This is a genomic window from Bordetella genomosp. 9, assembly GCF_002119725.1.
Taxonomy (GTDB): domain Bacteria; phylum Pseudomonadota; class Gammaproteobacteria; order Burkholderiales; family Burkholderiaceae_B; genus Bordetella_C.
In genome coordinates this window covers 2754445-2769643 of record NZ_CP021109.1, presented here as the reverse complement: position 1 = coordinate 2769643, position 15199 = coordinate 2754445, and the positions used below count along the sequence as shown (strand labels likewise).

General features: G+C 62.4%; 8 protein-coding genes. 5 read left to right on the top strand and 3 right to left on the bottom strand.

Translation table 11 applies throughout. The features are described from left to right. Positions 1-180: 180 nt before the first annotated feature. From aceE to CAL13_RS12695, 5 genes are all read left to right on the top strand, one after another. Positions 181-2889 (top strand): pyruvate dehydrogenase (acetyl-transferring), homodimeric type, encoded by a 2709-nt coding sequence (gene aceE / locus CAL13_RS12715; protein ID WP_086059440.1) that lies wholly within the window; start codon positions 181-183, stop codon positions 2887-2889. 15 nt (positions 2890-2904) lie between these two features. Continuing rightward, positions 2905-4548, top strand: coding sequence for a dihydrolipoyllysine-residue acetyltransferase (gene aceF, locus CAL13_RS12710; RefSeq protein WP_086072580.1), 1644 nt, complete (start codon positions 2905-2907; stop codon positions 4546-4548). Between the two features lie 12 nt (positions 4549-4560). Next, complete coding sequence (gene lpdA / locus CAL13_RS12705; protein ID WP_086072579.1) at positions 4561-6378, top strand: dihydrolipoyl dehydrogenase; 1818 nt, start codon at positions 4561-4563, stop codon at positions 6376-6378. 257 nt (positions 6379-6635) lie between these two features. Then, complete coding sequence (locus CAL13_RS12700) at positions 6636-10124, top strand: O-linked N-acetylglucosamine transferase family protein (protein ID WP_198297844.1); 3489 nt, start codon at positions 6636-6638, stop codon at positions 10122-10124. Beyond that, positions 10117-11268, top strand: a complete 1152-nt coding sequence (locus CAL13_RS12695) for a DegT/DnrJ/EryC1/StrS family aminotransferase (protein ID WP_086072577.1) — start codon at positions 10117-10119, stop codon at positions 11266-11268. The genes CAL13_RS12700 and CAL13_RS12695 overlap by 8 nt, the downstream gene beginning before the upstream one ends. A gap of 50 nt (positions 11269-11318) precedes the next feature. Here the strand turns inward: CAL13_RS12695 and CAL13_RS12690 are convergent, their stop codons facing one another. The 3 genes from CAL13_RS12690 to CAL13_RS12680 all read right to left on the bottom strand — a co-directional run bounded on the left by CAL13_RS12690 (position 11319) and on the right by CAL13_RS12680 (position 15103). Beyond that, positions 11319-12086, bottom strand: a complete 768-nt coding sequence (locus tag CAL13_RS12690) for a hypothetical protein (protein WP_086072576.1) — start codon at positions 12084-12086, stop codon at positions 11319-11321. Continuing rightward, on the bottom strand, positions 12083-13255 hold the full coding sequence (locus CAL13_RS12685; RefSeq protein WP_157664865.1) for a hypothetical protein: 1173 nt from the start codon (positions 13253-13255) through the stop codon (positions 12083-12085). Before CAL13_RS12685 ends, CAL13_RS12690 begins: the two co-directional genes overlap by 4 nt. A 162-nt stretch (positions 13256-13417) precedes the next feature. Next, positions 13418-15103: a FliC/FljB family flagellin gene (locus tag CAL13_RS12680; RefSeq protein ID WP_086072574.1), complete on the bottom strand. Its 1686-nt coding sequence runs from the start codon at positions 15101-15103 to the stop codon at positions 13418-13420. Between the last annotated feature and the right edge of the window lie 96 nt (positions 15104-15199).

Here is a 15199-nt window from a genome sequence, read left to right as displayed (position 1 = left end):
CCGCAACATGAAATTTTGCTTGCGACGCGTTAATCTTGTTTCCTAGAATGCTGACCACAAGCTGCCCTGGCCAAACCGACGTCCCTGGGATCGCAGGGAAATCGCGGTTTTCGCGGGCGTTTTTTCATGCCCGCCGCGCCCATGCCGGCGCAAGGCTACAACCCTTTCTGGAGACACACGATGTCCTCTAACGCCCTGGCTGGCGCCTATACGGCTGCCAATGACGAAGACACCCTGGAAACCCAGGAGTGGCTCGAAGCGCTGGCGGCGGTGCTCGATCGCGAAGGCCCGGAGCGCGCCCATTATCTGCTGGAGCGTCTGATCGACGAAGCCCGGCGGTCCGGCGCGCACATTCCGTATTCGCCCAACACCGCATATGTAAACACGATTCCGCCCGGCCTGGAGCCGGCGCATCCCGGCAATCTGGAACTGGAATCGCGCATCCGCGCCTACGTGCGCTGGAACGCCATGGCCATGGTGGTGCGGGCCAACCGCCATTCGCCGCCCGACGGCGGCGACCTGGGCGGCCATATCGCTTCTTTCGCTTCGCTGGCCACCATGATCGGTACCGGCCAGAACCATTTCTGGCATGCGGAAAGCGAAGGCCACGGCGGCGACCTGGTGTACTTCCAGGGCCACTCCTCGCCCGGCGTCTACGCGCGCGCCTTCCTGGAAGGCCGCCTGACCGAGGAACAGCTGAATCACTTCCGCCAGGAAGTAGACGGCAAGGGCCTGTCATCCTATCCGCATCCCAAGCTGATGCCGGAATTCTGGCAGTTCCCCACCGTGTCGATGGGCCTGGGCCCCATCACCGCCATCTATCAGGCCCGCTTCCTGAAGTACCTGCACGCGCGCGGCATCGCCGATACCTCCAACCGCAAGGTGTGGGTGTTCTGCGGCGACGGCGAAATGGACGAGCCGGAATCGCTGGGCGCCATCGCCCTGGCCGCGCGTGAAAAGCTGGACAACCTGATCTTCGTCATCAACTGCAACCTGCAGCGGCTGGACGGCCCGGTGCGCGGCAACGGCAAGATCATCCAGGAACTGGAAGGCGATTTCCGCGGCAGCGGCTGGAACGTCATCAAGCTGATCTGGGGCGGCTACTGGGATCCGCTGCTGGCCCACGACAAGGAAGGCATCCTGCGCCGCGTGATGGAAGAAACCGTCGACGGCGAATACCAGGCGTACAAGGCCAACGACGGCAAGTTCGTGCGCGAGAACTTTTTCGGCAAGCATCCGAAGCTGCTTGAGATGGTCGCCCGCATGAGCGATGAGGACGTGTGGCGCCTGAATCGCGGCGGCCACGATCCGCACAAGGTCTACGCCGCCTTCGACGCCGCCAGCAAGCACAAGGGCCAGCCCACCGTCATCCTGGCCAAGACGATCAAGGGCTACGGCATGGGCCAGGTCGGCCAGGCCAAGAACCCCACGCACCAGCAGAAGAAGCTGGACGTGCAGGCGGTGCGCGAATTCCGCGACCGTTTCGGCATCCCCATCCCGGACGACAAGTTGGAAGAACTGCCGTTCTTCAAGCCGGCCGAGGATTCGCCGGAAATGAAGTATCTGCACGAACGCCGCAAGGCGCTCGGCGGCTATCTGCCCAAGCGCCGCACCAAGGCGGACGAGCAGTTCAAGGCGCCGGCGCTGGAAGCCTTCAAGCCCGTGCTGGAGCCGACGGCCGAGGGCCGCGAAATCTCCACTACACAGGCTTTCGTGCGTTCGCTGAACCAGCTTCTGCGCGACAAGCAGTTGGGTCCGCGGGTCGTGCCGATTCTGGCCGACGAGTCGCGCACCTTCGGTATGGAAGGCCTGTTCCGCCAGATCGGCATCTATGCCCCCGAAGGACAGAAGTACGTGCCGGTCGATAAGGACCAGGTGATGTACTACAAGGAAGCGGCCAACGGCCAGCTCCTGCAGGAAGGCATCAACGAGGCGGGCGCCATGAGCTCGTGGATCGCGGCGGCGACGTCGTATTCCACGAACAACCGCATCATGATCCCGTTCTACGTGTACTACTCGATGTTCGGCTTCCAGCGCATCGGCGACCTGGCCTGGCTGGCGGGCGACATGCAGGCGCGCGGCTTCCTGATCGGGGGCACGGCGGGCCGCACCACGCTGAACGGCGAAGGCTTGCAGCACGAAGACGGCCACAGCCACCTGATGGCGGCCACCATCCCCAACTGCGTGCCGTACGACCCGACCTATGCGCACGAAGTGGCGGTGATCATCCAGGACGGCCTGCGCCGCATGGTCGAGAACCAGGAGAACGTCTATTACTACCTGACCGTGATGAACGAGAACTACCCGCACCCCGGCCTGAAGCCGGGCGACGAGGAAGGCATCGTTCGCGGCATGTACAAGCTGAAGACGGTGGGCAAGGGCAAGCAGCGCGTGCAGCTGCTCGGTTCGGGCACCATCCTGCGCGAGGTCGAAGCGGCCGCCGCGCTGCTGGATTCGGACTGGGGCATTTCGTCGGATGTCTGGAGCGCCACCAGCTTCACGCTGCTGCGCCGCGACGGCCAGGACGCCGACCGCCACAACATGCTGCACCCCACGGACAAGAAGCCCCAGGTGCCGTATGTGACGCAACTGCTGGAAAAGACCGAAGGCCCCATCATCGCGTCGACGGACTACATGAAGCTGTTCGCGGACCAGATCCGTCCGTACATCCCCAAGGGCCGCGAATACCGCGTCCTGGGCACGGACGGCTTCGGCCGCTCGGACTTCCGCTACAAACTGCGCGAGCATTTCGAGGTCGACCGCCACTTCGTGGTCGTCGCGGCCCTGAAGGCGCTTGCGGACGAAGGCACGCTGCCGGCTGCCAAGGTGGCCGAGGCCATCAAGAAGTACGGCATCAATCCCGAAAAAGCCAACCCGCAATACGCCTGACGAGGCCCGAACGACATGAGCAATACGGTGGAAATCAAGGTACCCGATATCGGCGACTTCAAGGAGGTTGAAGTCATCGAAGTGCTGGTGTCCGAAGGCGATACGATCCAGGCCGAGCAAAGCCTGATCACGGTCGAGTCGGACAAGGCGTCGATGGAAATCCCGGCCTCGCAGGGCGGGGTGGTCAAGGCGCTGAAAGTGAAGGTGGGCGATAAGGTTTCGATGGGTTCGACCATCCTGGAAGTGGAAGCAGGCGAGGGCGCCGCGGCGCCTGCGGCCGCGCCGAAGCAGGAAGAAAAGCCCACGGTGAAGGAGGCGGCGCAGGCGCAGCCGGCCGCCGCCCAGCCGCAGGCCGCGGCTTCCTCGCCGGCGCCCCAGGCCGGCGGCGAAACGGTCATCGAGGTGCCGGACATCGGCGACTTCAAGGAGGTTGAAGTCATCGAAGTGATGGTCGCCGTGGGCGACACCATCCAGGCCGAACAAAGCCTGATCACCGTGGAGTCCGACAAGGCCTCCATGGAGATTCCCGCCTCGCAAGGCGGCGTGGTCAAGGAATTGAAGGTCAAGGTCGGCGATAAGGTGTCCAAGGGCACGCCGCTGGTGGTGGTGGAAGGCGGCGGGGCCGCCGGCCAGGCCGCCGCGCCCGCGCCGGCTGCGCAGGCGCCCGCCGCACAGTCAGCCCCGGCACCCGCCGCCGCGCCCGCTGCCGCGCTGCCCCAAGCGGAGCTCAAGCCGGGACAACTGCCGCATGCCTCGCCGTCCGTGCGCAAGTTCGCGCGCGAACTGGGCGTGGATCTGCAGCGTGTGCAGGGCAGCGGTCCCAAGGGCCGCATCACGCAGGACGACGTTCGCAATTTCGTCAAGCAGGCCCTGGCTGGCGGTACGCCTGCCGCCGCTGGCGCACCGGCGGCTGCCGGCGCGGGCGGCCTGAACGTGCTGCCCTGGCCGCAGGTCGATTTCTCCAAGTTCGGTCCGGTCGAAGCCAAGCCGCTGTCGCGCATCAAGAAGATCTCGGGCGCGAACCTGCATCGCAACTGGGTCATGATCCCGCACGTCACCAACAACGACGAAGCGGATATCACCGACCTGGAAGCGCTGCGCGTCACGCTGAACAAGGAAAACGAGAAGGCCGGCATCAAGGTCACCATGCTTGCCTTCCTCATCAAGGCCGTCGTCGCGGCCCTGAAGAAGTATCCGGAGTTCAATGCGTCGCTGGACGGCGACAACCTGGTGCTCAAGCAGTACTACCACATCGGTTTCGCCGCCGATACGCCGAACGGCCTGGTCGTGCCCGTCATCCGCGACGCGGACAAGAAAGGCATCCTGGAAATCGCCAAGGAAACGTCGGAACTGGCCAAGAAGGCGCGCGACGGCAAGCTTTCGCCCGCCGAAATGCAGGGCGGCTGCTTCTCGATTTCCTCGCTGGGCGGCATCGGCGGCACGCATTTCACGCCGATCATCAACGCGCCCGAAGTCGCCATCCTGGGTGTGTCGCGATCCGAGCACAAGCCGGTATGGGACGGCAAGCAGTTCGTGCCGCGCCTGAAGCTGCCGCTGTCGCTGTCCTATGACCATCGAGTCATCGATGGCGCGGCCGCGGCCCGCTTCAACGCCTATCTGGGCGCCTTGCTGGCCGACTTCCGCCGCATCGCGCTGTAATCGGGGAGCGATATGAGCAATACGGTGGAAATCAAGGTACCCGATATCGGCGACTTCAAGGAAGTCGAAGTCATCGAAGTGCTGGTGTCCGAAGGCGATACGATCCAGGCCGAGCAAAGCCTGATCACGGTCGAGTCGGACAAGGCGTCGATGGAAATCCCGGCCTCCCAGGGCGGGGTGGTCAAGGCCCTGAAAGTGAAGGTGGGCGACAAGGTGTCCATGGGCACGCCCATTCTGGAAGTGGAGCCCGCCGAAGGCGGCGCGGCGCAGGGCTCGGCTTCCCAGCCCGCCGCCGCGCCCGCTCCGGCGCCGGCCCCCGCGCCCGCGCAGCAAGCCCAGCCGGCTGGGAAATCGCCTGCGCCGCCTCCCGCGGCGGGCGCCGCCGCGCCGGCCGCGGCGTCCTATTCCGGCAACGTCGACATCGAATGCGACATGCTGGTGCTGGGCGCCGGCCCCGGCGGCTATTCCGCCGCCTTCCGTTCCGCGGACCTGGGCATGAAGACCGTTCTGGTCGAGCGCTATTCGACCCTGGGCGGCGTCTGCCTGAACGTGGGCTGCATTCCGTCCAAGGCGCTGCTGCACGTGGCCGCCGTCATGGAAGAAGCCAAGGCCCTGGCCGATCACGGCATCACGTTTGGCGAACCGAAGATCGACCTGGACAAGCTGCGCAGCTTCAAGGACAGCGTCGTCGGCAAGCTGACCGGCGGCCTGGCCGGCATGGCCAAGATGCGCAAGGTCACCGTGGTGACGGGCGTCGGCGAATTCGCCGATCCGCACCACATGACGGTGAAGGGCGCCGACGGCAAGACGCAGACGGTGCGCTTCAAGCAGGCCATTATCGCGGCCGGCAGCCAGGCGGTGCGTCTGCCTTTCATGCCCGACGACGAGCGTGTGGTCGATTCCACGGGCGCGCTTCTGCTGCGCAGCATCCCCAAGAAGATGCTGATCGTCGGCGGCGGCATCATCGGCCTGGAAATGGGCACGGTCTATTCCACGCTGGGCGCACGCCTGGACGTGGTGGAAATGCTCGACGGCCTGATGCAGGGCGCGGACCGCGACATGGTCAAGGTCTGGCAGAAGATGAACGCCCCGCGCTTCGACAACATCATGTTGAAGACCAAGACGGTGGCGGCCGAGGCCAAGCCGGACGGCATCTACGTGACCTTCGAAGGCGAGGGCGCGCCCAAGGAGCCCCAGCGCTACGACTTGGTGCTGCAAGCGGTGGGCCGTTCGCCCAACGGCAAGAAGATCGGCGCCGAGAAGGCCGGCATTTCCGTGACCGACCGCGGTTACATCCCCGTGGACACGCAGATGCGCACCAACGTGCCGCACATCTTCGCCATCGGCGACATCGTCGGCAACCCGATGCTGGCGCACAAGGCCGTGCATGAGGGCCATGTGGCCGCGGAAGCCGCCGCCGGCGAGAAGTCCTTCTTCGACGCGCGCGTGATCCCGGCCGTGGCCTACACGGATCCGGAAGTCGCCTGGGTCGGGCTGACCGAGGACGAGGCCAAGAAGCAGGGCATCAAGATCGAGAAGGGCGTCTTTCCCTGGGCCGCTTCGGGCCGCGCCATCGCCAACGGCCGGGACGAGGGCTTCACCAAACTGATCTTCGATGCGGAGAACCACCGGATCCTGGGCGGCGGCATCGTCGGCACCCATGCCGGGGATCTGATCAGCGAATTGGCCCTGGCCGTGGAAATGGGCGCCGACGTGGTCGACATCGCCAAGACGATCCACCCGCATCCGACGCTGGGTGAGTCGGTCGGGATGGCCGCGGAGGTGGCCGAAGGCGTTTGCACGGATTTGCCGCCGGTGAAGAAGAAGTAACAGCGCGGCTGATGCCCCGTACTCCGAAGGCGGCCTGCGGCCGCCTTTTCTTTTTCAATGCCTCTGGATGGCGGTCATCGTCCAACGACTACGCCAATCCGGTGCGCATTTGCGGGCCGCTCTTTCCAACAAGGGCCGCGATCCCGGCACTCCGGCAAGCGCTTTTGCAGACGAATTTTTGCCTGTAGTTCGGCGTTTTGGCCGTACGACCCTCCTGCTACGCTGGGCACATTATTGCTTTCTGCAGGAGTTTCGGCTTGAATTCGCCCGAGCTGCTGGCATCCCCGCAATCGCATGCACCTGCTCAAAGTGCTACGCCGGGATGCTTCTTCTATAGTTCCCCCGTCCAGTTGCGCGCCGTGGCACATCTGTACGGCATCGAAACCGTGCCGGTGTCGAAAGCGCGCATCCTGGAGATAGGTTGCGGCATCGGCGAAAACCTGATGCCCCTGGCGCTCGGTTACCCCGACGCCGAGATCGTGGGGCTCGAGTCTTCACCCGACAAGGTTGCCCGCGCCAATGAGGCGGCGTTGGCCGTAGGCGCGACGAACCTCCAGTTCCACTTGACATCGGCACTGGAGTCCTCGGCGTTGGGCGAGTTTGACTACATCGTCATGCACGAACTCTATAGCAAGGTCCCGACGGCAGTGGGTCAGACCTTGCTCGCGGCATGCCGAAATTACCTGTCGCCCAAAGGCATCGCGTATGTCAGTTACAACACCCTGCCCGGCTGGAAGGTCAGCGAGATCGTCCGCGACGCAATGTTGTTGCGGGGGCACTCCGCCACCAACCTTCAGGAAAATCTGGCAGCAGGCAGGGCGATGCTGAGTTTTCTGTCCGAAGGCATGGCAGCCTCCAATCCACTTGCGGATGGGCTGATACCGATGCTTCATCAGGCGTCCGCTCTCTCGGACGAGGAGCTGGCTGAATACCTTCGCGGTGATACGGCGCCCTGCTACTTCGTCGAGTTCGCGGATCGAGCGCGGCAGGCAGGCCTGTCATACATTGGGGACGCGCAGCCCGAACAAGAAATTCCGCTGACCTACGGGAACAACGTTTCGTTGTTCCACAGCCTCAATTCGCTGGGGCAGACTCCGGTCATGCGTCAGCAGTATCTGGACTTCGCCGTCGGGCGGCAAGGCAGGAAGAGCCTGTTGGCACGCGATGATGGAGAATCTGCGCGGGATGGGCTTCTCGATCTGAGTCGTCTGGCTGATCTGCGCTACGCAGGCCACTTCAGCCGCAACGCCGCGGATCTGCAGCGCGGCGGCGTCGAAGGCCGGTTCCTCAATCAGCTGGGTCGCAGTTACGTAACCGATGACGAGAATGTCCGCCGGATCATGGGAGTCCTGACTTCCGTGTGGCCGTGCTCGCTATCCTTCGGGGAACTGGCCGCCCTCATGCCCGGGCACGCTTATCTCGATGAAAAGCAATCGCGCAAGCAGCTGCTCCAGGCGCTGGAGCCGTTGTTCCGCGCCGGGATGTTGCGCTATTGCCTGGATGCAACTCCTTATGACACCGCGGCCGAGCGCGCCCTGACGCTGACCCGCAACGCCGCTGCGGCGTTGAAAGGAGCCGCGTCGCAGGCGGATCGAAAAACTGCGGTCAATACGTACTCATTTTGGCATGAGCCGGTAGTGTTGAACCTCGATGAAGAGGATCTTCGTATGCTCACCGACCCTCACGCGCTCGACGCGGATGGTCGTTGGCACTGGGACGGAAAGGACGTTTTCGAATTTGCCACGGAAGGGCTGCGTGCAAAGACGTTGACCCTGCTGGAGAGGCTGCGCCGCGCGGGCCTGATCTCGGGGTCGCCCGCGGCCTGGGCGCAACTCGCGCGCCTGCGCATGTTGTCGCATCAAGGCAAGGGCCGGGAATGGATTGCGCATACGGACATGCTTCTCGTCCAGTATGACCGAGCATTGGCCGCTGGCGCCGGGATCGTTCGCACGGTGGCGCATCCGCCCAAGCAGGATATCGAACGGGTTTACAAGCTTCGTCGCGACGGCGATTTCGGGGCTGCGGAATCTTCCGCAAAGGCGCTAGCGGACCGCTTCCCTTTCTCGCCGGACGGGTGGAATGCCCTTGGCCACGTATACGCGGTGCAGCATCGAGAGGATGACGCCATTCCGCCGCTATTGCGAGCCATCGCTCTGAATCCATCCCTGGACACCGCGTATGCTCAGCTCGGCTATTTATTCCACGAAAATGGGGAGTTGCAGCGCGCGGAAATCTGCTTCGCGCGGGCAGCGCGGTTCGACCCGAAGGCATACCAGCACCGCAATAATCTCGGGAATGTGCTGCGGCGGGCAGGGCGGCTGACTGACGCGCGACTCTGCCTGGAAAGCGCTTTGCCGTTGGCGGATGGCCACCGGCATACGTGCACGAATCTCGGACTGGTTCTGAGTGAGTTGGGCTTGCACGCAGATGCCGAAAAGAACTATCTGCGCGCATTGGACATCGACCCCCATTACCACCTGGCGCATAGCAATTTGCTGTTCTTGCTGACGCATCGCGTCGACATGGAACCAATGGAGGTTTTCGAGCATCATCGGAAGTTCGGGGAACTCGTGACGAAGCGCGGCAATTCGATGATGAAACTGCGCCACGCCAACGACAAGGATCCTGAACGGCGTTTGCGCATTGGCTTCGTTTCGGGCGACCTGCGCAACCATGCGGTCATGAACTTCCTGGAGCCGATTTGGCGCGCCTTGAACACCGATTCGTTCGAAATCTACGCATACCATAACAGCCCCACCGAGGATGCGGTCAGCAGGCGCGCCCGCAAGCTGACCGCCGAGTGGAGACAGGTGAGCCGCCAGAAGGACACCGAACTGGCGAAGGCGATCAATTCCGACCGTGTCGATATTCTTTTCGATCTATCCGGGCATACAGCCCTGAACCGCCTGCCCATGTTTGCACTCAAGCCGGCTCCCGTGCAATTGAGCTGGATCGGCTATCCGGGCACCACTGGCCTGGCGGAGATGGACTACTACCTGGTCGATCGTCACGTTGCGCCACCGGGATTCCTCGATGCCCAATTCACCGAAAAGTTGGTGTATTTGCCGTCGGCGGGCACTTTCCAACCCTTCGAGGGAAGTCCAGCCGTGAACGGCTTGCCTGCCGAGCGCAACGGCTATATCACCTTCGGCAGCTTCAACCGATATAACAAGCTGAGTGACCAGGTGTTGGCCCTGTGGAGCCAGGTTCTCGCCGCCGTCCCGGACGCTCGCATGCTATTGGGCGGCATCACGGACTTCGCGCTTCGCAGCGATCTTACGCGCAGGCTGGGCAAGTATGGTGTCGCCGCCGACAGGCTGATATTCCGGCCCCGTGCCGCGATGGCGGAATACCTAGGCTTTCACCATGATGTCGATATTGCGCTGGACACGTTTCCATACACGGGTGGCACCACGACTCACCATTCGCTATGGATGGGTGTGCCGGTGCTTAGTATGCGCGGACGCACGCGAGTCGAATGTCAGACCGCGGGGGCGTTGGGGCGGGCCGGGCTGGGCGAATGGGTCTGCGACAACCAAGATCAGTTCGTCCGCAAGGCTGTTGAGTGGGCAGAGAATATCGAGGCGCTTGCCAGCCTGCGCGCGGGCATGAGGGAGAAGTTGTTGAACGCTCCCGACCGGGATCCGCGCAATGTTACCCGCGGCCTCGAACGGGCGATGAGGGAAATGTGGCGCATATGGTGCAACGGTGAGGCGCCTCGCTCTTTCACGGTGGATCATGAATAACTCAAAAGTGTTCGTCACCCAGCCCTTCATGCCGCCGCTGGAGGAATTCATCCCTTATCTCGAGCAGATATGGGACAACCGTACTTTGACGAACGGCGGTCCTTTTCATCAGGAACTCGAGCGCGCGCTATGCGAGTATCTCGGGGTGGAGCACCTCGCACTGTTTTCCAACGGTACGCTGGCCCTCGTAACGGCCCTGCAAGCCATGCGGATTACCGGCGAAGTGATCACGACTCCATACTCGTTCGTAGCGACGGCACACTCCATTCTTTGGAACCGACTGACCCCGGTATTCGTGGATGTTGACCCCGAGACGTTCAACTTGGATCCGCAGGCTGTCGAGGCGGCGATTACGCCTGCAACCACAGCGATTCTTCCGGTGCATTGCTATGGCCAACCTTGTGACGTCGAGGCAATACAGACGATCGCCGACCGATACGGGTTGAAAGTCATTTACGATGCGGCGCATTGCTTCGGTGTGCGTGACGAGGGCGGGAGCATATTGCGCTACGGAGATCTCAGCGTCGTCAGCTTTCATGCAACGAAGGTGTTCAACACGTTCGAGGGCGGTGCCATTGTCTGCCCCACAGCGAAGATCAAGGAACGGATCGACTACCTGAAGAATTTCGGCTTCGCCAACGAAACCACTGTTGTCGCACCTGGCATCAACGGCAAGATGAATGAAGTGCAGGCGGCGTTCGGATTGCTGCAGTTGCGGCACGTTGAAGAGGCTATCTCCAAGCGCGCGCATCTGGACGGACTTTATCGCGAAACGCTGGCCGCTGTGCCCGGCATCAAATGTGTGGAGTTCGCGCAGACGGCGAAGAACTACGCTTACTTCCCCATTCTGGTGGAGGACGAATATCCTCTCCAGCGCGACGCGCTATACCAGCGCCTGAAAGACCAGGACGTTTACGCTCGCCGCTATTTTTACCCATTGATCAGCGATATGCCGATGTATCGCGGATTGCCTTCCGCTCAGCCTGCAAATCTGCCGGTGGCACGTGGAATCGCCAATCGGGTGATTTGCCTGCCCTTGTACCCGGCGCTGAATGACTCAGACGTAATTCGAATCGCGGCAATAATCGCCGAGGGTGCAACGGTCGCCGAGGTTCCGTCGGCCGTGCCCGCCATGGCTGCCTGATCGAAGTCAAGGTCGCGTCATGGCGGCAGGCTAGCACGGTGATATCTCGATCAATCCGCTCCCAGAATGAAGATAGGGCGGTTCAAAAATTCGCCTAGACGGTCGTCGCGCACGATATTGCGCTGATCGGCATCGCGGTAGACGATGCCTTCCGGAAGGCGCTCAGCGATACCGACGTGCTGGATTTTCCATGTATTCCCGCACTCCTTGCGAATGAAGTCGATCATTTCGGCCTTCGTTCCCGTGTCGAATAGCGGTTTGCGGCGGTCTCCCTGCCAGTTGAATCCGAGCTGGAAAATGATCTGGGCGCATTGGCCCTGAAGGCGTCTTAGCGCAGCACCGATGTGCGATCGGGCCGCGACGGCATCGAAGACGTCGCCTCCATAGTCGTCGCCAATGTGATGCAATACGTTCAGAAGAAGAAGAACGTCCACGTGCGAGGGTAGCGATTCTCTCTCGAGGTTCACATAGCGGTCGTGAACCTTCAAGGCTGGAAGGTGCCCCGTGGCTCGCGCCGCCGACTGCACGAAAGTCGCGTGATCCCTGTTGCCTTCGACGTAGTCCACTCTTGCCGCGCCATTGGCGAGGGCCATGAAAGAGAAATAACCTGTGTTGCCCCCGACATCGGCGACGGCCTTGCCAACGAAGGAAACCTTGTTTAGGAAGTAGCGCTCGCGTGCGTCTTCATATCGCTGGATGGACGGCGGCTCAACCGCGCCAAGTATCGGTGCGACGATGGGGTGAACGAGCTGGTAGCCCGAGTGCTTACTGGTGCGAGCGTAAAGATGACGCAATTCGTGGGCAGTGTCGGAGATCATGTCGTGGTCTGGCCCGCGACTTCGGCGCGAAAAAGCGCAAACGTGTCGGGCCTCAGGAAAACGTCTTGGTTGAGGAGCTGCGGCAGGCCAGTGGTGATGTCTATTGTTCGATCGTGGAAAACCGGCTGGCGCCCGGCGGCCCAGTCCGAAGCCAGTCCGCCGTACCAAAAGTAAAGTTTGTCGGCCCCTTGTTCGGCTTTCGGCGACACAAGGCCGGCACGGGGGGCAACCCCGCAAATCTGGAGAAAGGCGTCGAGGATGTCCGGGTAATGATCCGCCACGAGTTGCAAAGGGCCCCAGAGACGGGGATTCGCCTCGATCATGTACGAAATATCGCCATCTTGGCGAACTTCAACCATGACCAGCCCGTAGAAACCAATGTCACCAAAGACCTGCTGGAACTTCTTTTCGAGATCGTGCAGCCCGGGGTCGCACGTCTTGGCGGCGATGATGGATTTCCCATCCGCCTGCTGAATCAGGTTTTCCTGCCAGTGCGCCACCATTTCGCCGTCGCGCTTGACGCAGGCAAGCAGATAGAGGCTGCGCCCGCGGACGAAGCGTTCAAAATAAAAGTCTTCGGGCCGTTCGGCCTTCAGGAAGGCCGCGTAGTCTGTTTCGTTGAATATCAGGTAAGGTTTTGCGCGCGAGCCGGAGCCTGCCCAATAGTGGCGCTTCTTGGCCACCATCGGAAACGATGGCGTGCGCTGATCCAGTTCGGGCGGCACGGAAATATCGTACTGTTCGCACCGCCGCCGAAAAGCGAATTTGTCGGACAGGGTTTCGTACAGCGGCTTCGGCACCAGCGGAAAATGCACGCTATGGCCGTTCAATGTCTCCCGATGCGCAATCAGCTGCCGGTTGACGAACTCCGTCGTGGGAATGATGAGGACGGAGTCATAACCGTGACGCCGCCGAATGGGCTGTACCAACGCGAGGATTGCTTCAAGGTCCAGCGCCGCGCTATCACGAGTGGTAGCGACCCATTCAGCGTACCGGGTGAGGAATATCGGATCCTGGGGATCTCGCGCAATGAGGTGGGCCTTCAGGCCCGAGCCGTGCAGATGACGGCAAAAGGCAACGACGGCACGCGTGTTGTAGCCGCTGAACGCGATTAGCCCCTGTGTCATTGCGCCGACTCCCCGATAGCCTTGCCGCTGGATGGTCGTCATTCTATCGACCCGGGCGTCGCAGGATCAGGGGATTAAAAGCCGCATATGGCCGGATTTCCAGTGAGTTACGCCCCGCGCTCTTTCGAGCGACGGGGCGTAACGTACCGGATCACGATTGAGAGCGTAAGCCGGAAATGCCGGCCCACGCTCTCACTGTCGCGATCAGCGCAGCAGGGACAGCACGGTCTGCGGCACTTGGTTCGCCTGTGCAAGCACGGCGGTGCCGGCTTGTTGCAGGATCTGAGCACGCGTCATGTTCGACACTTCGGTCGCGTAGTCCGCGTCTTGGATACGCGAACGGGCGTCGGACAGGTTGTTGACGGTGTTGTTCAGGTTGGCGATGGTCGATTCAAAGCGGTTCTGGATCGCACCCAGGTCGCTACGCAGCGAATCCACGCTCGACAGGGCCTTGTCCAGAGCAGCCAGCGGATCGGCGGTCAGGTCGCCCTTGCTGGTCGTTTCGGTCGTCAGCTTGCCGTTCGATCCCACGTAAACCGTGGCGCCGACCGTTTCTTCGTACTTGGTGCCAGCCACGCTCGAAGCCGTGGACTTGACGGTCACCGTGCCGGTATCCACATCCACCGCGTAGGTGGTGTCGAAGGTCTTGGTCGTGGTGAATTCGCCGTCGTTATCGACGTACGTGTCGCTGGACTTGCCGTCGCTACCGAACGTGATCTGGGCGGTCAGCAGCCCGTCCTTCAACGTGATCTTCGACCCGGCGACCGTGTTGCTCTTCACGGCGTTCAGGACGGTGTCCTTGGTGGCCGTGTCTTGGAACGTAACCTTGGTGCCGTCGTTCGTGTACTTGGTGCCGCCGATGGTCAGCGAGGAGCCGGCGACCGAACCGACGCCCTTGGCGAACAGGTCTTCCAGGCTGGCCTGGGAGGGCGACGCGGCGGTGCTGTTCGTGGTCAGCAGGCCATCGTCGGTCAAGTACGCCTTCTGGCCGTTGATCGTCAGCTTGCCGCTCGAGTCCACCTCGAACGTGGCGACGGCGCCGTTGGTGGCGTCGTAGGTTCCCGTCACCGTACCCGTGCTCGGCAGGTACTTCTCAGCGGCGGCCGACACGTCGGCGGCCGAGGCGGTGCTCAGCGTGTTCGTGAAGGTGAAGTTGCCCTTCGCGGCGTCGTAGGTGTATTCGACGGCCGTGCCGCCCGCGACGCTAACGGTGTCGCCGTCCTTCAGCTTGGCGAACGCCTGGTCGGTCGTGACAGCGTCGAAGGTCGTCTTGACGGTGTACGTGTTGTCGCCGTTGTCCAGGCCCTTGGCGGCAACCAGATCGCTGACCGTAGCCGTACGGTTCTGCGTGGTGCCCTTGCCGTTGACATTGAAGCCGTCCAGGCCCAGCGACTTGGCGGTGATGCCCTTCAGGTTGATGTTGATGGTCTGGCCGTCGTTGGCGCCGACCTGGATGCTCAGGCTTTGGTCCTTGGCCAGGACGTTCACGCCGTTGAACTGGGTCTGGGCCGACACGCGGTCGATTTCGTCCAGGCGCTGCTGGATTTCAGCCTGGATCGAATCCAGGTCGGACTGCGAGTTCGTGCCGTTCTGGGCCTGAACCGTCAGTTCGCGGATGCGCTGCAGGTTGTTGTTGATTTCGTTCAGCGCGCCTTCCGTCGTCTGGGCGATCGAGATGCCGTCATTGGCATTGCGAGCAGCCTGGGTCAGACCGTTGACGTTGGCGGTGAAGCGGTTGGCGATGGCCTGGCCGGCGGCATCGTCCTTGGCGCTGTTGATGCGCAGGCCCGAGGACAGACGCTCGATCGCGGAGCCCAGGGCGGACTGCGAGTTGTTCAGGTTGTTTTGGGCAACCAGAGAGAGGTAGTTGGTATTGATGACTGCAGCCATGAATAGCTCCCAAGAGAGAAAGGCTTCTTCAAACCGGGCAGCTAGGCCGCCCTGCGTGCGGTTTGCGCACCGTGATGGCCGCTTGCCGCGCCGCTG

Excerpts from the sequence above, each read along its gene's own strand:
- aceE (WP_086059440.1), top strand. The coding sequence starts at position 181 with ATGTCCTCTAACGCCCTGGCTGGCGCCTATACGGCTGCCAATGACGAA.
- aceF (WP_086072580.1), top strand. The coding sequence starts at position 2,905 with ATGAGCAATACGGTGGAAATCAAGGTACCCGATATCGGCGACTTCAAG.
- lpdA (WP_086072579.1), top strand. The coding sequence starts at position 4,561 with ATGAGCAATACGGTGGAAATCAAGGTACCCGATATCGGCGACTTCAAG.
- CAL13_RS12695 (WP_086072577.1), top strand. The coding sequence starts at position 10,117 with ATGAATAACTCAAAAGTGTTCGTCACCCAGCCCTTCATGCCGCCGCTG.
- CAL13_RS12690 (WP_086072576.1), bottom strand. The coding sequence starts at position 12,086 with ATGATCTCCGACACTGCCCACGAATTGCGTCATCTTTACGCTCGCACC.
- CAL13_RS12685 (WP_157664865.1), bottom strand. The coding sequence starts at position 13,255 with ATGACGACCATCCAGCGGCAAGGCTATCGGGGAGTCGGCGCAATGACA.
- CAL13_RS12680 (WP_086072574.1), bottom strand. The coding sequence starts at position 15,103 with ATGGCTGCAGTCATCAATACCAACTACCTCTCTCTGGTTGCCCAAAAC.